The 15316-nt window shown below is 61.8% G+C and carries 19 protein-coding genes; 13 read left to right on the top strand and 6 right to left on the bottom strand.

Annotated elements, in window-relative coordinates; all coding sequences use genetic code 11:
* The first annotated feature begins 30 nt into the window (after positions 1–30).
* Complete coding sequence (gene fabF, locus EOD29_RS10710) at positions 31–1305, top strand: beta-ketoacyl-ACP synthase II (protein WP_127246697.1); 1275 nt, start codon at positions 31–33, stop codon at positions 1303–1305.
* A 78-nt stretch (positions 1306–1383) separates the two neighbouring features.
* Positions 1384–2199 (top strand): oxidoreductase, encoded by an 816-nt coding sequence (locus tag EOD29_RS10705; RefSeq protein WP_127246696.1) that lies wholly within the window; start codon positions 1384–1386, stop codon positions 2197–2199.
* Positions 2200–2272: 73 nt separating this feature from the next.
* Here EOD29_RS10705 and EOD29_RS10700 read toward each other — a convergent pair whose 3' ends face one another.
* Positions 2273–4222 carry a GGDEF domain-containing phosphodiesterase gene (locus tag EOD29_RS10700; protein WP_245475310.1) on the bottom strand — a complete coding sequence of 650 codons (1950 nt, stop codon included), beginning with the start codon at positions 4220–4222 and terminating at the stop codon, positions 2273–2275.
* A 477-nt stretch (positions 4223–4699) separates the two neighbouring features.
* Between EOD29_RS10700 and EOD29_RS10695 the strand changes: the two genes are divergently transcribed.
* Positions 4700–6235 carry an FAD-dependent oxidoreductase gene (locus EOD29_RS10695; protein WP_127246694.1) on the top strand — a complete coding sequence of 512 codons (1536 nt, stop codon included), beginning with the start codon at positions 4700–4702 and terminating at the stop codon, positions 6233–6235.
* Between the two features lie 268 nt (positions 6236–6503).
* Complete coding sequence (locus EOD29_RS10690) at positions 6504–6689, top strand: hypothetical protein (protein WP_066992988.1); 186 nt, start codon at positions 6504–6506, stop codon at positions 6687–6689.
* Between the two features lie 53 nt (positions 6690–6742).
* On the opposite strand, the gene EOD29_RS10685 is transcribed toward EOD29_RS10690, so the two are convergent.
* A complete protein-coding gene (locus tag EOD29_RS10685; RefSeq protein ID WP_127215351.1) occupies positions 6743–7075 on the bottom strand; it encodes a hypothetical protein in 333 nt (110 codons plus the stop codon).
* Between the two features lie 326 nt (positions 7076–7401).
* Between EOD29_RS10685 and EOD29_RS10680 the strand changes: the two genes are divergently transcribed.
* The 5 genes from EOD29_RS10680 to EOD29_RS10665 all read left to right on the top strand — a co-directional run bounded on the left by EOD29_RS10680 (position 7402) and on the right by EOD29_RS10665 (position 9252).
* Positions 7402–7632, top strand: a complete 231-nt coding sequence (locus tag EOD29_RS10680; RefSeq protein ID WP_127246693.1) for a hypothetical protein — start codon at positions 7402–7404, stop codon at positions 7630–7632.
* Positions 7633–7714: 82 nt separating this feature from the next.
* The gene (locus EOD29_RS35910; protein ID WP_095801495.1) at positions 7715–7876 is read left to right on the top strand and encodes a hypothetical protein; all 162 of its coding nucleotides are present in this window, start codon (positions 7715–7717) and stop codon (positions 7874–7876) included.
* A gap of 118 nt (positions 7877–7994) precedes the next feature.
* Positions 7995–8300, top strand: a complete 306-nt coding sequence (locus EOD29_RS10675; RefSeq protein ID WP_066992982.1) for a hypothetical protein — start codon at positions 7995–7997, stop codon at positions 8298–8300.
* A 342-nt stretch (positions 8301–8642) separates the two neighbouring features.
* Complete coding sequence (locus EOD29_RS10670; RefSeq protein ID WP_127246692.1) at positions 8643–8942, top strand: DUF982 domain-containing protein; 300 nt, start codon at positions 8643–8645, stop codon at positions 8940–8942.
* A 22-nt stretch (positions 8943–8964) separates the two neighbouring features.
* A complete protein-coding gene (locus EOD29_RS10665) occupies positions 8965–9252 on the top strand; it encodes a DUF982 domain-containing protein (RefSeq protein ID WP_067321896.1) in 288 nt (95 codons plus the stop codon).
* Between the two features lie 51 nt (positions 9253–9303).
* Here the strand turns inward: EOD29_RS10665 and EOD29_RS10660 are convergent, their stop codons facing one another.
* On the bottom strand, positions 9304–9813 hold the full coding sequence (locus tag EOD29_RS10660) for a DUF892 family protein (RefSeq protein ID WP_095801496.1): 510 nt from the start codon (positions 9811–9813) through the stop codon (positions 9304–9306).
* A 212-nt stretch (positions 9814–10025) separates the two neighbouring features.
* Here EOD29_RS10660 and EOD29_RS10655 point away from each other — a divergent pair, with 212 nt between their 5' ends.
* Together EOD29_RS10655 and EOD29_RS37850 are read left to right on the top strand one after the other, a co-directional pair.
* Complete coding sequence (locus EOD29_RS10655; protein WP_095778947.1) at positions 10026–10214, top strand: DUF3606 domain-containing protein; 189 nt, start codon at positions 10026–10028, stop codon at positions 10212–10214.
* Positions 10215–10258: 44 nt separating this feature from the next.
* Positions 10259–10381 carry a hypothetical protein gene (locus EOD29_RS37850; protein WP_259979811.1) on the top strand — a complete coding sequence of 41 codons (123 nt, stop codon included), beginning with the start codon at positions 10259–10261 and terminating at the stop codon, positions 10379–10381.
* Positions 10382–10669: 288 nt separating this feature from the next.
* On the opposite strand, the gene ligD is transcribed toward EOD29_RS37850, so the two are convergent.
* Entirely contained in the window at positions 10670–12439 is a 1770-nt protein-coding gene (gene ligD, locus EOD29_RS10650) for a DNA ligase D (RefSeq protein WP_127246691.1), read from the bottom strand.
* Between the two features lie 239 nt (positions 12440–12678).
* On the opposite strand from ligD, the gene EOD29_RS10645 reads away from it, so the two are divergent.
* The gene (locus EOD29_RS10645; protein ID WP_095824617.1) at positions 12679–12897 is read left to right on the top strand and encodes a hypothetical protein; all 219 of its coding nucleotides are present in this window, start codon (positions 12679–12681) and stop codon (positions 12895–12897) included.
* Positions 12898–13145: 248 nt separating this feature from the next.
* Here EOD29_RS10645 and EOD29_RS10640 read toward each other — a convergent pair whose 3' ends face one another.
* Complete coding sequence (locus tag EOD29_RS10640) at positions 13146–13403, bottom strand: helix-turn-helix domain-containing protein (protein WP_127246983.1); 258 nt, start codon at positions 13401–13403, stop codon at positions 13146–13148.
* Between the two features lie 189 nt (positions 13404–13592).
* On the bottom strand, positions 13593–13787 hold the full coding sequence (locus EOD29_RS10630; RefSeq protein ID WP_066992956.1) for a DUF3606 domain-containing protein: 195 nt from the start codon (positions 13785–13787) through the stop codon (positions 13593–13595).
* Positions 13788–14171: 384 nt separating this feature from the next.
* Here EOD29_RS10630 and EOD29_RS10625 point away from each other — a divergent pair, with 384 nt between their 5' ends.
* Entirely contained in the window at positions 14172–15170 is a 999-nt protein-coding gene (locus EOD29_RS10625) for a L,D-transpeptidase (RefSeq protein WP_127246690.1), read from the top strand.
* The last annotated feature ends 146 nt before the right edge of the window (positions 15171–15316 follow it).

The following is a 15316-nucleotide window of genomic DNA, read 5'->3' as shown; positions in this document are numbered from 1 at the left end:
GACTGACGACTGGGATTGATAGGAGAATAGATGCGACGGATCGTTGTAACGGGCATGGGCGCGGTCACGCCGCTTGCGGCGGATGTCGAGACGTCCTGGTCGCGTCTCCTGGCCGGCCGCTCTGGTATCCGCAGGCTCGCGGACGACGTGGTGGAAGATTTGCCGGCGAAGATCGGCGGCGTGGTTCCCTCCCTGGAAGAAGATCCCGAAGCCGGCCTCGATCCGAACGCTTTCCTGACTCCGAAGGATCAGCGTAAGGTCGACCGCTTCATCCTGTTCGCGCTGGCCGCAGCAGAAGAGGCGCTTGCCCAGGCGAGATGGAAACCGGCCTTGGAAAAGGATCGGCTTCGCACGGCGACGATCATCGCTTCAGGTGTCGGAGGTTTTCCCGCCATCACCGAGGCTGTCCGGACCGTCGACCAGCGCGGCGTTCGGCGCCTTTCGCCGTTCACGGTGCCATCTTTCCTGGTGAACCTCGCGGCTGGCCACGTCTCGATCCGCTACGGCTTCAAAGGCCACATCGGCGCACCGGTAACCGCATGCGCCGCCGGCATCCAGGCGATCGGCGATGCGGCTCGCATCATCCGCGCCAATGAGGCCGATGTCGCTTTGTGCGGCGGCACCGAGGCATGCATGAACACCGTCAGCTTGGGCGGCTTCGCAGCGGCACGCTCGCTTTCGACCTCCTTCAATCACCGTCCCGATCAGGCCTCTCGTCCGTTCGACCTGTCGCGGGACGGGTTCGTCATGGGCGAAGGCGCCGGCATCCTGGTCATCGAGGAATTGAGCCATGCGCTGGCTCGCGGCGCGAAACCGCTCGCCGAGGTCGTCGGCTACGGCACCACGGCGGATGCCCATCATGTCACTTCCGGCCCCGAGGACGGCGATGGCGCGCGACGCGCCATGGAGATCGCGATTGCCCAGGCCGGCATCTCGCCACGCGAGATCCGCCACCTCAATGCGCATGCGACCTCCACGCCGGTGGGCGACCTGGGAGAAATCGAAGCGATCAAAAGGGTGTTCGGCGCGGATTTCTCGATCGCCGTCAGCGGGACCAAGTCGGCGACCGGACACCTGCTCGGCGCCGCCGGCGGGCTCGGCGCGATCTTCACGATATTGGCGCTCAGGGACCAGGTGGCGCCGCCAACCCTCAATCTGGGCGCGCCCGATCCGGCCGGCGACGGGATTGACTTCGTCGCGAACCAAGCCCGGCCAATGGAAATGGACTACGCGATCTCCAATGGGTTTGGCTTCGGAGGTGTGAACGCCAGCGCGCTGTTCCGGCGCTGGGACGGACAGGCATGAACGGTCGAACCGCTCCCTGGCTGAGGCTTTTGTTTCGGCCTTCCGATTTCCCCAATCCAGCCGCAAGAAAGTGATCTCATGGAAAAGACCAATCCTGGCGTCGCCCTCGTCACAGGCGCATCCTCGGGCATCGGGCGCGCAACAGCCGCAGCCCTCCGGAACGCGGGCTTTCGCGTGTTCGGAACCAGCCGTCGCGCGATCTCCGAACAGTCCGACGGCGTTACCATGCTGACCGGCGACGTGACCGACGACGCGTCCGTATCGAAGCTGGTCGAAGAGGTGCTGGCCGAAACCGGGCGCATCGACCTGCTCGTCAACAATGCCGGCATCGGCCTGCTCGGCGGCGCGGAGGAATCCTCGACTGCGCAGGCTCACGCGCTGTTTGATGTCAATGTCTTTGGTGTCATCCGGATGACCAACGCGGTGCTGCCGACAATGCGACGCCAACGGAGCGGCAGAATCGTGAATTTGAGTTCCGTGCTGGGCCTGATTCCGGCTCCCTATTCCGCTCTCTATGCGTCGACCAAGCATGCGATCGAAGGCTATTCAGAATCGCTAGACCATGAACTGCGGTCGTTCGGAATTCGCGTGGTGCTGGTCGAGCCCGCCTACACCCGCACGTCGTTTGAAGAAAATCTCGCCAGGCCCGATCAGTTGCTGGACATCTATGGCATCGCGCGCGCCGGCATGGATGTGGTTCTGCGGAAAGCCATCGAGACAGGCGATGCGCCCGAGGTCGTGGCCAAGACGGTCTTGCAAGCGGCGACCGCCTCCGTTCCGCGGAGGCGCTATGCTGCCGGAAAAATGGCTCGCCAGATCAGCTTGCTGCGCCGTTTCGTTCCCGAATCCGCCTTCGACAAGAGCCTGCGAAAGCAAAACGGCCTGCCGGCCTGATATCCAAGTCGCCGACAGTGGTCATTCGAGGCTCTCTGACACAGGAGTTGGGCAGCCGCAGCCGCCCACCCCCTTAGGCGGCGCTGCCGGTTCGGCGCGACGGGAGTTGCCCGGGATCAAAGGCGGCATTTGCGGCGGCAGAGGTGTCGAAACGCCTCGGCTCGAAGGCCAGCGCATCGTGCATGGGAAGCGCTGCCGAGAAGAGGAAGCCCTGCCCGATCATGCAATCGAGCGAGCGCAGGATCAGGCGATCGGCGTCCGTTTCGACCCCCTCCGCCATGACCTCTATGCCAAGCGTTCGTCCGAGATCGATGACGGCCTTGACCAGCGCCTGATCTTCCACGGATTTGGCCAGATCGCGAACGAAGTCCTTGTCGATCTTGATCTTGCGGATCCGACTGTCCTTCAGCGAAACCAGGGTCGAAAAGCCGGTGCCGAAATCGTCCAGCACGATCGATATGCCCGCGTCCGCCAGGCGTTCCAGCTTTTCGTCGACCCGGGCGCGATCCACGGGCGCCTCTTCGGTAATCTCTATCTCGAGCATGGCCGCGGGGACATTCCTTGTCTTCAGGATGTCCAGCATCATATCGTCGACATTGCCTGCCTCGAGTTCACGCGGCGACAGATTCATCGCAACGCGCACATCCTGGCGCCCTTTCCTCGCCAGTTCCTCGATCATGGAGCAGCAATTGAGAAAGACCTTCTCCGTCAGCAAGGAAAGCAGACCGGTTTCGCGTGCCGCTGTCACGATCTCCGGCGGGGGAATGGCGCCGTGAACCGGGTGCTGCCACCGCAGCAGCGCTTCGAAGCCGGCGACCGCTTGCGTGTCCAGCCGCACGATGGGCTGGAACCATGAGCAAAGCGTGCCTCTCTCGATAGCTGCGCGCAGGTCGCGCTCGATGCAGTGCTTGCGTTCGAGCCCGTGATCGAGCTCGGCATCGAAGAGGCAGTATTCGTTCCTGCCGCTGCGCTTGGCCGCGTAAAGCGCGAAGTCGGCGCGCAGCAGCATCTCCGTCAGTCGCGGTGTCTCCGATACGTAGATACCGATCGAGGCGCCGACACGCACCGATTTCAATGCCGGATCCGGATTGGCGATGGCCGCGATGATCAAGGACGCAAGCTCGTCTATCGAGTGCTGCGAGCTTGCGGCGGGAAAGAGCAGCACGAACTCGTCGCCGCCGATGCGCGCGATCGTTGCCCCCGGCGGCGCGTGGTTCTCTATCCTGCGCGCGACCCGGACCAGCAGGTCGTCGCCGATATTGTGACCATAGGTGTCGTTGACGGATTTGAAGCCGTCGAGATCGATCAGCATGGTCACGAACGGACCGTCGGAAAAACCCATCTCGCCGATTGCGTGCTCGAGCCCGTGCCTGTTGAGCAAGTTCGTCAGCGGATCGCACCTGGAGTTTCGTTCCATCCGGGCTGCGAACGCCCTCGCCTCGTATTTGAGGCGGCTCGTCTCCTTGAAGCGGGTCTGCCCGAGCAGCGAGCTTCTGATCATGCCTCCAAGAAAAAGCAGGACCGTGAGGCCGAGGACGTAGTTCTCGATATTGCCTTTCGCCAACACGCATCCTGCGGCGATCAGAAGCGGCAATGTCAAGAAGTTGATCGAAGCCGGCGCGTATGACGCACCATAGGTGACCGAACCGGCCGACAGGCCGGCGAGCACGATCAGATAGAGCGGCGCCTGGGGAGTGGTGTATCCATCCGACAGCACGGCCAGAAAAGACCAGGCGATGCCCGATGCCAGCGCCAACAGCCCGTAAACGGAAAGCCGCGCATCGACTGGCCTCGACCGGCCATCGGACCCATTAAAGGCAATTTCCGGCTGGGCGAGCGCCAGTCCTATGCGGGCGCCGTTGATGATGGTGACCGCCGCAAACCACAGAACCGCCGCCGGGCCACCGCCCGAGAGCATCTGCACGGCCAGGATCAGGGCCGAGAGAACCGTGCCGATGGGCATCGAGATGAAAAGGCCCTTCTTCAGGTCAGCGAACTGGTCCCGCAGAATTCCCGCTTCCACGGCTTCGCTTTGCCCCTGAAGGGCTGAATCTGGGCCAGGCTGGTCGGAATCTCTCATGCCTAGTGGCTAAACGAGCGGAATGAAAATCGCGTTAAGGATTTCAGCGACTTACGCCGCATCAGTCATGGATAGGCGAGCGCGACGGTCCGGCCCGCCTCCCCATCGGGGTCGAGGCTGTCCACAACTCCAGCCGAACGGACTGTTCCCCACGCTGCCTCTGCGCTTCGATCTACCCCGGTGTGGCGGGAGTTTGCGAAAATCTTTGGGTCCGTTTGGAAACCGATCTGACGAAACTCCATCAAATCATTCGTCGGCCGCTACGGTCACCAAAGGATGGGTGCCGATGTCGTGACAGGCCTCGAACTTTGCCCGCGACTGGCGCAAAGCAGGCCAGGCGATCGTTGATTTGCCCAAACCAGCGTCGGGAGTCAGTCTGGCTCGGTCGGACTCCAATCGAATAGCGCAGGGAGAAAGAAGATGGCTCAAGACCACTCTAAATCGAACGGACCGGATCTGGCCCAAGGCATTGCGCTAGCCGACCTTGCCGATGGCGCAAAGCTGGTCGGTCACTGTGGCGATGAACAGGTGCTGTTGGTGCGCCGCGGGACAGAGGTCTTCGCAATCGGAGCGGCGTGCACGCATTATGGCGGGCCGCTGGTCGACGGTCTTGTCGTGGAGGATACCGTTCGATGTCCGTGGCACCACGCCTGCTTCGATTTGCGCACCGGCGAAGCCGTGCGTGCGCCTGCGTTCAGTCCACTCGCCTGCTGGTCGGTGGAACAGCGCGGCGATCGCATATTCGTGGGCGAGAAGCGCAAGCGAGCGGCTCAAACGCCCGGCAGCGGAGGCGCTGGCCAGTTTGCCGGCAGAATCGTGATCGTCGGAGGCGGCGCGGCCGGTTTCGCAGCCGCCGAAAGACTACGGCGCGAAGGCCATCAGGGCAGCATTGTCATGCTCAGCGACGACGAGGCGCCGCCCGTCGATCGCCCCAACCTTTCCAAGGACTACCTCGCCGGCAAGGCGCCGTCGGACTGGGTTCCGCTGCGTCGGGAAAGCTTCTATGCCAAGAACGGCATTGATCTGCGCCTCAAAGCCAGCGTCGCCGACATCGATGTCCGGTCCGGCGAGGTCGTGCACGCAGACGGGAACCGAACTGCCTACGACCGTTTGCTGCTTGCTACGGGAGCCGAACCGGTCCGCCTCACGATCTCGGGCGCCGATCAGCCACAGGTCCATACGCTGCGCTCGCTCTCCGACTGCTGCACGATTATCGAGGAAGCCGAGACGGCCCGCAGCGCCATCGTGCTGGGCGCCAGTTTCATCGGCCTCGAGGTTGCCGCGTCCCTGCGCGCGCGGAACATCGAAGTTCATGTCGTCGCGCCCGACGAACGGCCGATGGAGCGGGTCCTCGGGCCGCAGATGGGCGACTTCATCCGCAGCCTCCACGAGCAAAATGGCGTCGTCTTTCATCTCAAGGACACCGCGACCGCCATCGACGGCACGAACGTGCAACTGAGCAGCGGCCTTACGCTGACCGCGGATCTCATCGTCGCTGGCATCGGCGTGCGGCCGCGGCTCGGGCTTGCCGAAAAGGCTGGGCTCAGGCTCGACCGCGGCATCATGGTGGACGCCTTTCTGGAGACGAGCGCGCCGGGCATTTTCGCGGCAGGCGACATTGCGCGATGGCCCGATGCCCACTCCGGCGAAAACATCAGGGTCGAGCACTGGGTGGTCGCAGAAAGGCAGGGACAGACGGCAGCTCTGAACATGCTCGGACAGCGCGAGAAATACACTGCCGTGCCGTTCTTCTGGAGCCAGCATTATGACGTCCCGATCAACTACGTTGGACATGCGGAGCGATGGGACGAGATCGCGGTGGAAGGCGACATCGCCGCCAAAGATTGCCTCCTGCGTTTCAAGCGCAAGGGACGCACACTGGCGGTCGCCTCGATTTTTCGCGACATCGAAAGCCTGAAGGCCGAATTGGAGATGGAACGCCAGAGCGCTACCTGATGAAGCATGCGGAGGCCGCTTAGCGCAGCGCACGCACGGAGGCGGCCGGCGTCGGTCTGCAATGCGCTCAAATCCGACATCCGACCGGAACGGCCGACCGCTGCAAATGTGATGCAGTTGAGGACCAAAGGCCGTTTTGCCGTTTCAGACGGCCTGGCGAAGGCTGATTTGCCGCCATGCGATCGGCGGTACCAATCGCCTACGAAAAGCAACAACGCGATGAAACCTTTCAGGGCTTCTTTCCGTTCGGTCGGAGGGGGATCCAACAATGACCGAACCCGGCGAAAGCAGTTCCCATAACCGGATCGACGACAAGCAGCTCGTCATTTTGCTGAAACAGAAAACAGGCATTTCGGACGCGCAAGCCAGGAGGCTGATAAAAGCGGTTGGACGCGATCGTCCTGCGCTGTTGCGGGAAGCCAGAATCATCAGGGCGAGGCACTCGGGCGTCTAGTTCACGCCGCCGCTTGAGCCGGCGATGGACCTTTCCGAAAAACGGCCATCCCCTCAGCGTGCGACCAGCCGAGAAACCTTGAGCCGCGGCGCGAAGAAGCAGCGCAAATAGGGCTGATTGGTTATCACGTAGTTGTTTTCGCAGATATGATATTGGCCGTCCGGCGATTCCTGAACCCGGTCTCGCGGGATGTTGAAACCGTCGGGCAAATAGGTATAGCCGCCGTCGGCTCTGGACCGCACCGAAGACTGAGGGATGGCGCGGCAATCTTGACTGCCGCAGCACTTGAATCTCGTTACCGGGTCAATCTTGTCTTCGTACCAATCATGCGCATTGGCGCCTGTCGCGGCGGCAATGCACATGGCTGTGAAGATGACCCTTCGCATGGCATTCCTCGTGTGCGGAGGCGCTGCTCATTCGGGCGTCATGTATATTAGCGTTGCGCCGAAAATGCCATTGCATCGCGAAGGCCCGGCACGGCAGCCGTCTGCCTCGCCCGCTCACACCAGCCATCGTTTTGGATGGTCTCGCCGGTCATGAACGCGTTCTGCATAAGATACAGACAGGCGGGCGCGCGATGTCGGAGGGCGTGGCGAAGCGCTTTTAGTCGTTGGTTGCTGCGTCTCGTTGCCCCAGAATCGCTTGTGCCTCCCGGCGGCATGCACAAGAATCGGCGGCTTGCGCAGACCTGCCGATTGCGAGATGGTGGGCGATGATCGCCGGTAAGTATCTGGATCACAAATTGGAATGCCCGTATTGCGGTGTGATCCGGTTGCAGATCCCCATCGATGCTCAACCCATTACCCAAATCCATTGTGCCGAATGCGGCAAATATCTGGGTACGTGGGACGAACTCCAGACCGACTTCGAGCGCCAGGGCGGCACCGAGGGGGTGTTCCGTCTGGACAAAGGGCGTATCCAGAAGCTCGCTTCCAGCCAATAACGGACCGCCGGTGGCAGCCAAGCCCGGAATTGGCGGGAACTAATTTCTGACTTGAACGTTGCGCCGCCATAGGGGACTTCCCATGGCGCTCACATCTGACAGTCAGTCACAGGAAGCTGTTGTTCAACGGCTTGTCCGGGAGATCGGCATTACCGAAGCGCAGGCGTTGGAACTTGTTTCTTTCCTAGGCTTGAATTGGGGTTCGCTCGTTCGCGAGGCGAAGGCACTGTCGTTCAGGAAGTAGCCTATTGACGAGCCAGATCCGGTTTTCTTGCACGCGTGCCAAGGCACGCGCTGGAAAGTGCGCAAAGATACATTAGCGATCGCTTGACGAATCCGCCGACCGCACCAGTCTTGCGTCTATGGCAAGAGGCATCAAGGTCGGAGACGAGGTCGCCATCACCGCAACGGTTCGCCGGCGGGTGACGGAGGACCGCGTCAGCGTGTCGATTCCCTCCTATGAGCAGCCGCATTCGATCATCGACCGCACGTCGACCGTGAAGAGAGGCCAGCCGATCGAGCTCGTCGGAGATGTAACGCGCGTCAATGGGGACCGGGTGACAGTGAAGCTCGGCGTACCGGTTACGGTTGACATCGACAAGGTCAGGCTGGTGACCACCAGCAAGCCTCCCGCGCGAAAGCCACCGGTGGTTCAGCGGCCGGCGTAAGGAAGACTGTGCCTGCCGGCAGTTCCGGACGGAAACCCGAGTCACGCTTTCTAGAATTGCTCCGGCAAAAACCCGCCCGGGGAGGAGCGCGGGCGGGTTTTCGCAAGAGCGGCCACATGACTCGCTCACGGATGGCGGCCCTCATTTCGGAGCAAAGGTTCGCCCCGCCGCTGCGTACCGAACAGCAAGACCCGCGGAAGGTTCCCATCGAGCCGAACGCTCCCGCACGCGCCCTCATCTTGACGGCCAAAAACCGCAAACCCATATCGCAGCCAGGCCAGGATCGTTGAAGGTTCCGGCCCGTCTCAGAACTCAAATTGTTCGTTCGACTTGGAGGATCTTATGAACGATCGGATGTTTGACAGCCCTGTTTTCGTGAAGAGCGGGAACAGCCTCATCCAGGAAATCGCGTGCCTCGATGACGCCCTGGAATTTCTCTACGAATGGCCCAAGAACAGACGCGGCACCATCTACGAGACCGCCCTGCGTGCCTGTCAGCGAGCATTCGACAGCGACTATCCGCTAACGGCGGCCAGAGACGCGTTCTGCGGCTTCGCAAAGTCGGTCAAAATCCACGAGGACGTGAGGGTCACTTTGCCTTGGATGACCGGCAAGGGCCCAGGCAGCGGCGTGACTGCGTAGCCGCAAAAAGGAGGCAGTCACGATGCTTGCAAAACCGTTCGAAAAGCCGATCCGCGTCTGGGTCGGACTGGGATTTCCGCGTCAGCTGAACACTGTCGTAGATGCCTATCAGTTCGTCGCCGACTGGTGTGGCAACAGCCCTGAGCAGAAGGCGGCGATGCGTGCCTGCAAGGCCGCCTTGGCCGGCGAAATCGACGCAGAAACGGCGAGAGGCGTCTTCGTTGCCTTTGCCCGCCGGAAGGACATCCTCATCGAGGAGGGAGCAGTTCCGCTCCCAACTGGAAAGGCAGCCCAGCCGAAGCACGCTTGATGGGACCGAGGCGGCGGCCAACGCCGCCTCGTTTCACCTGTAGGACGCGAACTAGCGCTTGGCGCTGTCGCTGTCGGCATCGGCCCGGGCGAGGAATGTCTCGGTGACCTGCGGAAGATTGGCCTTCAGCCACTCGGCCATCGCTTCTTCTTCGCGCAGGTTCTGCTCACAGACCCGAGCAATCTCGGCTTCACCCACGGCTTCAGCGGCAGCCATGAGGATCGTATAGGAAGCGATCTCCATATGCTCGAAGGTGTAGCTGGCCAGAGAGCCTTTCATTACCTCGTCGCCGGCGAACACGCCGCTGATCGACTGCGCCATTGCGGTCAGTTTTCCGCCTGCGTCCTTCAGTGTTGACGAACCTTCTTCCAGGCCATCCAGGCAAGACTTCAATCGTCTCGCCTGCTCCTTGGTCTCGGCGAGGTGAGCGCGGATGCGTTCGCTGAGTTCCGGATAGCTCTCGAGCCGGCCCAGCTGGCCGGACAGCATCGTCTCGGCTTGCTCTTCCATTGCGTGAGCATCCCTCAGCCACTGGATCAGCCATTCGCGGGATTCAGACATAGTTTGTTCCTCCTGGTTGGGTGCGCCCGAACCACAAGGACTGCGGATTGTTCCGTGGCGAGAGTGACGGGAGTGGGCATGACGAGCAGCAGGCCCGCGGCTCCTCGAAAAGCGTCGCTGACAGGACGGAAGCCGCGTCCGCATACCAACCTTCCAGAGGCTGGAACATTCCCAAAGGGAGGCGGTTTTATTCCTATCCAGGAGGAACAACCATGGCAGACGACACGACCAAGCGTGATTTCCGCGACCGCGGCCGCGTGTCAGGCGATGAGGAATATGAGGTCGCCCACTTCGCGAGGAAATTCCAGCTGACAATCCCCGAGGCTCGCGACCTCATCAAAAAGCACGGAAACGATCGTGCGACGCTGGAGCGCGAAGCAAGGGCGGTGGCGAGCCGCTGACGGGCGTTCGCACTTGTGCGGAGATACTGCGAAGGAGACTTGACATGGCTAACAACCTATCCCGCGAGGAGGAGCAGCGTGGCACCAGCAGGGTCTTCATGTGGGGCACCGTCGCCGCGGCCGCAATCTTTGTGGCCCTTCTGGCGCTATTTTGGTTCGGCTCGTGATTGCCGTCGGCCACAAGGCCAAAGACCTTGCGGCGTACCACAGCCCTGCTCGACCGGTCGGGGCTGCGTCCTTAATTTGGGATTTCGAAATGAGGCAACCGACGGCATGGGCGGGGGGCGATGGGGAGCCGTCGGTTACCAGGAACAGGGGCCATCGAATCAAAATATGCACAGGCCCTTATATGATCATGCCAGCAATTTGCGTTCTTGGAAACTGGTTCCGCCCGAAAATTCAATCGCCTATGCCTAAGAACGCAGATTCGAGATGATCTTCACGGGCCTCGCCCGCTACGCCGCATTTCGCTGAGCCGCCCTGAACGGATGGTCCATGGTAAACGCATCCGGCCGGATACGCCGCTCTACCTGCACCCAAGTAACGGGATGCGCGATGGGGAAGCCGGCGCGGGCCCGCGGCGAAAAAGCGCCGGCGGCCGTGTTGCCGCGTCCGTTGCGCAGATAATCGATGAAGATGCGGCCCTTGCGGGCCACCGGCGCGGCCGACAGCAAGTAGCGGTCGGGTTCTGCGTCGGCGAGGACCTGTGCAATCGACCTGGCGAGCTGCCGCGCGCCGTCGTGGGTCATCTTCGCCGCCAGCGGCGCCATCAAGTGAATGCCCTTGCCGCCCGTGACCTTCGGCCAGCTTTCCAGACCTGACGCTGCCATGATGTCGCGCAGCGCCAGCGCGGTCTCAGTCACTTGCGCCCATTCCACGCCCTCACCAGGGTCGAGATCCAGCACGATCCGGTCGGCATGCTCGATGTCATCCACCGTGGCATTCCACGGGTGGAGCTCGACAGCATCCATTTCGACCAGCCCGAGCAAGCCGTCGAGGTCGTCGACCCAGACCCGAGTGCCCTCCCCACCTTCTCGCTTCTCGACGCGCAGCTGGTGCACCGCTGCCGGGATCTCGGGCAGCGGTCCCTTGTGGTAGAAAGTTGCCCCGAAGGCATGACGGACGAGCTTCAGTGGGCGACGGCCGAGGTGCACCAGCGCCTGATCGGCGACCAGACTCCAATAGCGAACGAGCTCATCCTTGGAAGGCGAAACCGCATCGGGCAGCAGCTGCAAGATATTCTCACGCGGCACGCCGTGATCTCGGTCCGCTCTTCGTTTCGACGGCGCCGGCGGCTTTGGCGGGACGGCCACCAGGTCCTCGCGGAGCCCCTTGAACACGGCTTCGCGCAAGATCCCGCGATCGGTAACGCCGCTGAACTGCACCTCGGCCAGGACTTCGGGTCTCACCCAGGTCGCCTTTGGCTTCACAATGGGCTCCGACAAAGGCGATTTGCCGATGATCAGCGGATCGAGCCGTTCGCGAACGCGTCGCGCCACTTCAAGCGTATAACCGCTCTGAGCCTTGCCTGCATAAAGCAGCCGATCGCCCTCGCGCTTGCCGATATAGAGCGATGCGATCCGGCGCGGCTCAGCACCAAGCTTCTCGACGAACGCGACGATCGGAAAGGTGTCGCTCTTGATGCATTTGACCTTGACCCAGCTCGTCTGCACGCCGGAACGGTAGGGCGCGTCCGCGCGCTTCGACACGATCCCCTCCAGGCCCATCCGGCAGGCATGATCGAACATCTCCCTGCCGCTCACCTCCAGATGCTCGGCATAGGTCAGCGTCGGCGCGCTGTCCTTCAGCAGCGTTTCGAGCGCTGCCTTGCGCTCGACCAGCGGCTGCTGTCGCAGATCGCGACCGTCGAGGTGCAGCAGGTCGAAGGCATAGAAGATCAATCTCGAAGAGTTTGGGTTGCCCAACTCGCGCTCCAGCGCCTGGTAGTCAGGCAAGCCGGTGTCGCCGAGAACGACAGCCTCGCCATCAATGATCGCAGATTTCACCGGCAAGCCTGCCGCCGCCTGGACAATCCTCCTGTAGCGATGCGACCAGTCATAGCCGCGGCGAGTGAAGGCTCGCGCTGTTGCGCCTTCCACGATGAGCTGGGTTCGGTAACCGTCGTACTTGATCTCGTGCAGCCATTCGCCGCCTTCGGGAGCTTTCTCGACCAAGGTGGGCGATTGGAACTCGATGAAGGAAAGCCGGTCTTTGCCGCTGGTCATGCACGCGCGACTCCAGGAACCGCGACTCAAGCCGGAGCAGTCCCATCAGTTCCTTCCATTTTAGTAAAATCGTATGTTTGTCCGACTTGGCCAAGCGTGGCCTCGCAAAGGCAACACGTTGCCCTCCGGGCCGCAGAGTGCTTCGATTATCTGATCAGATGTTTTATCAATTGAGTGCGGAACAATCCTTAGGCGGCGACGTTTGGCTGCGGGGTGGATCTTCTTCAGGTGGGCCGTCAATGAACAAGTCAATCGTAATGGATTCGGTCGAGATCGACACGCTGGAAGACAGGTATTACGTGCGCGTTATCGAGGATGGCGTTGTCACCATCAAGGGTTTCGGTTCCGAAGCGGATGCGAAAGCTTTTGCCAAGCACGAACACACCCGACTGGGACTTGACGCTGTCAAGCAGCCGGGCACCGGCCAAAAGCTGCGATACGGGTTTCCGGAAAGTTGATGCCGCCTCGAAGATCGAGGAGTCTCTGACTTCCCCTTCGGGAACGCCGGCAACGCGCGGCCGCGGTCCTGCCCTGCAAACAAGTCAGCCATGCGCGTCGTTCATTTGCCTGGTCGAGGTTGAACCAGCTTGAAGTCGAAGCTCTCCGGCAAACGTCCACGAGTGCTCACAGGCCTCACGGAGGACGCGACCTCCGGTTTGCGTGGACAGTTAGCTCGCTGCCAGCAGCGCTCGGCAGCGGGACCAGCTTAGCGGCGCTGTTTATGGCGATAGCCATTCATTTCGGGCCTGACGGCCGAAAGCGAGGGCCCCTTCGCCGTGAACACGACGCCTGCCGCCTCAAAAGCGCAACGGATGCGGGTTCGTTTCTCGACCCGCAGGATTCTGATCCCGTTCTCGAAGTCGCGAATGGTCCCTTCGCCTAGGCTGGCCTTGGCGCCGAGGCGCACCTGCGACCAATGCAGGAGTTCTCGTGCGGCTCGCGACTCCTCTGGCGTCAAATCCATCAAGGGGTCTCCCCTAGGGCTTTTCAGCTGTCAATTTCCAGCTTCGTGTGTCCCGGCTGCTCATGCCAGATCACCTGCCGGAGGTCGCCCCAGTCCACTGCCTGCCCGCAGGCGGGACATATCCGGAACTGGTCCTCTTCGTTGGCGGCTGCTCTGACCCGCAACCGGGCAAAGATCGGCGGCCCCAAATCAGAAAGCTTTGTCACCCAGCTTCCTTGCCTCACGTTGCAAAATCTTACGGTCGTTGCCGTGCTCGCTGATCAGTTCCCGAACCTGTTCAGGCGTGATGCGATGCTGCTTGGCAAAGTAGCGAACCTCATAATCGTCGTCCGCCGACACACGGTCGCGGTCCCGGAAATCGCGCTTCGTTTTGACGTCTGCCATGGTTGCTCCTCCTGGCAAAACGAACACCGGGAAGGCAGGAATGTTCCAAACCGCTAATATGTGCGTGAAGCGCTACGGCCGGGATGGGGTCGGCCACGGCATTGCCTGGGGAGGCCTCAAATGAAGTAACCGGCGGCATGGGCGGGGGGCGTTGGGGAGCCGCCGGTCACCAGGCAAGGGCCCATCTAATCAGAAAATGCATAGGCCCTTATATGATCATGCCAGCATTTTTCGCTCTTGGGAACTGGTTTCGGCATAAAATTCAAGATCGTACGCCCAAAGGTGCACGTTCTAATGATTTTCACGCCGGCGCTGCGACAGGAACCAGATCGGCACGCCCGCGTCATAAAGACAGGTTTCTGTCGTAACCCGGGAGTGAAGTCGATGGTCCGGCTCTTCGTTGTCGCTGCCGTGGCGTTCGCGCTCGCATGCAGCGGAGCTCAGGCGGCCAGGCTTGACCTCGACGCGGTCAATCAGGCGCAATTCAGCGAGGGCGAGCCGAAGGACGTCAGTCCGATGCTTCTCAAGGCGCAGATCCTTCTCGATCGCGCCCGCTTCTCGCCGGGCCTGATCGACGGTCGCCTCTCCGACAATTTTGCCAAAGCCGTGGCGGCGTTCCAGGCGGCGAACGGACTGGCTTCCGACGGCAAGCTCACACGCGAGACCTGGGACAAGCTGACGGCGAGCTCCGCCGAGCCGGTTCTGGTGGCATATGAGGTCACGGTCAAGGACGTGCGCGGCCCCTTTACCAGGCGCATTCCCACCCGCCTGGAGCGGATGGCCCGTCTGAAGCGCCTCGGCTATCGCAACGCGCGGGAGAGGCTGGCCGAGCGTTTCCACATCAGCGAACAATTGCTGAAGACGCTCAACCCGCGCGTCGGGTTCCGGAAGGCAGATGTGAGCCTCGTAGTGCCCGATCTCGGACGGGGCGACGCCCCGGCGGAGATCGAGACCATCGAGGTCGACAAGGCATCCCGCCAGGTCCGCGCGCTCGATCCATCAGGCAAGCCGGTTGCGGTCTATCCGGCCTCGATCGGCAGCGAGGAAAAGCCGGCGCCGAGCGGCGCCGCGGAGGTCAAACGCGTGGTGCGCAATCCGACCTATCACTACAATCCGAAATTCGCCTTCAAGGGGGTCAAGAGCAAGCGGCCCTTCACCATCGCCAAGGGACCGAACAATCCGGTGGGATCGGTCTGGATCGACCTCTCGATCGAAAGCTATGGCATCCACGGCACGCCGGATCCCGGCAAAATCGGGACGACCTACTCGCATGGCTGCATCCGGCTGACCAACTGGGATGCCGAAGACCTCGCCGCTATGGTCAAGCCGGGCACGAAAGTCGAGTTCAAGGACGAGACGGCGCAGGACGGGCAGGCGCAGTAAAAACGCCGGGAGGAGCGAGCCGCCAAGGCGGGATCGCTGCATAAGCCTAATTTATCGTTACCCCTAGTTTTTCAGAACGTTACACGGCCTTCCGTCGCCTGTAGCTTCGGCGGCGCGCTTTTGAAAACGATCTGGAATTGGTGGTT

This window comes from Mesorhizobium sp. M1A.T.Ca.IN.004.03.1.1, assembly GCF_003997555.1.
Taxonomy (GTDB): Bacteria; Pseudomonadota; Alphaproteobacteria; order Rhizobiales; family Rhizobiaceae; genus Mesorhizobium.
This window is presented reverse-complemented; position numbering and strand designations above follow the sequence as displayed.

Excerpts from the sequence above, each read along its gene's own strand:
- EOD29_RS10660 (WP_095801496.1), bottom strand. The coding sequence starts at position 9,813 with ATGTCTGAATCCCGCGAATGGCTGATCCAGTGGCTGAGGGATGCTCAC.
- EOD29_RS10680 (WP_127246693.1), top strand. The coding sequence starts at position 7,402 with ATGATCGCCGGTAAGTATCTGGATCACAAATTGGAATGCCCGTATTGC.
- EOD29_RS10655 (WP_095778947.1), top strand. The coding sequence starts at position 10,026 with ATGGCAGACGACACGACCAAGCGTGATTTCCGCGACCGCGGCCGCGTG.
- EOD29_RS10645 (WP_095824617.1), top strand. The coding sequence starts at position 12,679 with ATGAACAAGTCAATCGTAATGGATTCGGTCGAGATCGACACGCTGGAA.
- EOD29_RS37850 (WP_259979811.1), top strand. The coding sequence starts at position 10,259 with ATGGCTAACAACCTATCCCGCGAGGAGGAGCAGCGTGGCACCAGCAGG.
- EOD29_RS35910 (WP_095801495.1), top strand. The coding sequence starts at position 7,715 with ATGGCGCTCACATCTGACAGTCAGTCACAGGAAGCTGTTGTTCAACGG.
- EOD29_RS10640 (WP_127246983.1), bottom strand. The coding sequence starts at position 13,403 with ATGGATTTGACGCCAGAGGAGTCGCGAGCCGCACGAGAACTCCTGCAT.
- EOD29_RS10695 (WP_127246694.1), top strand. The coding sequence starts at position 4,700 with ATGGCTCAAGACCACTCTAAATCGAACGGACCGGATCTGGCCCAAGGC.
- EOD29_RS10690 (WP_066992988.1), top strand. The coding sequence starts at position 6,504 with ATGACCGAACCCGGCGAAAGCAGTTCCCATAACCGGATCGACGACAAG.
- EOD29_RS10685 (WP_127215351.1), bottom strand. The coding sequence starts at position 7,075 with ATGCGAAGGGTCATCTTCACAGCCATGTGCATTGCCGCCGCGACAGGC.
- EOD29_RS10675 (WP_066992982.1), top strand. The coding sequence starts at position 7,995 with ATGGCAAGAGGCATCAAGGTCGGAGACGAGGTCGCCATCACCGCAACG.
- ligD (WP_127246691.1), bottom strand. The coding sequence starts at position 12,439 with ATGACCAGCGGCAAAGACCGGCTTTCCTTCATCGAGTTCCAATCGCCC.
- EOD29_RS10670 (WP_127246692.1), top strand. The coding sequence starts at position 8,643 with ATGAACGATCGGATGTTTGACAGCCCTGTTTTCGTGAAGAGCGGGAAC.
- fabF (WP_127246697.1), top strand. The coding sequence starts at position 31 with ATGCGACGGATCGTTGTAACGGGCATGGGCGCGGTCACGCCGCTTGCG.
- EOD29_RS10625 (WP_127246690.1), top strand. The coding sequence starts at position 14,172 with ATGGTCCGGCTCTTCGTTGTCGCTGCCGTGGCGTTCGCGCTCGCATGC.
- EOD29_RS10705 (WP_127246696.1), top strand. The coding sequence starts at position 1,384 with ATGGAAAAGACCAATCCTGGCGTCGCCCTCGTCACAGGCGCATCCTCG.
- EOD29_RS10665 (WP_067321896.1), top strand. The coding sequence starts at position 8,965 with ATGCTTGCAAAACCGTTCGAAAAGCCGATCCGCGTCTGGGTCGGACTG.
- EOD29_RS10630 (WP_066992956.1), bottom strand. The coding sequence starts at position 13,787 with ATGGCAGACGTCAAAACGAAGCGCGATTTCCGGGACCGCGACCGTGTG.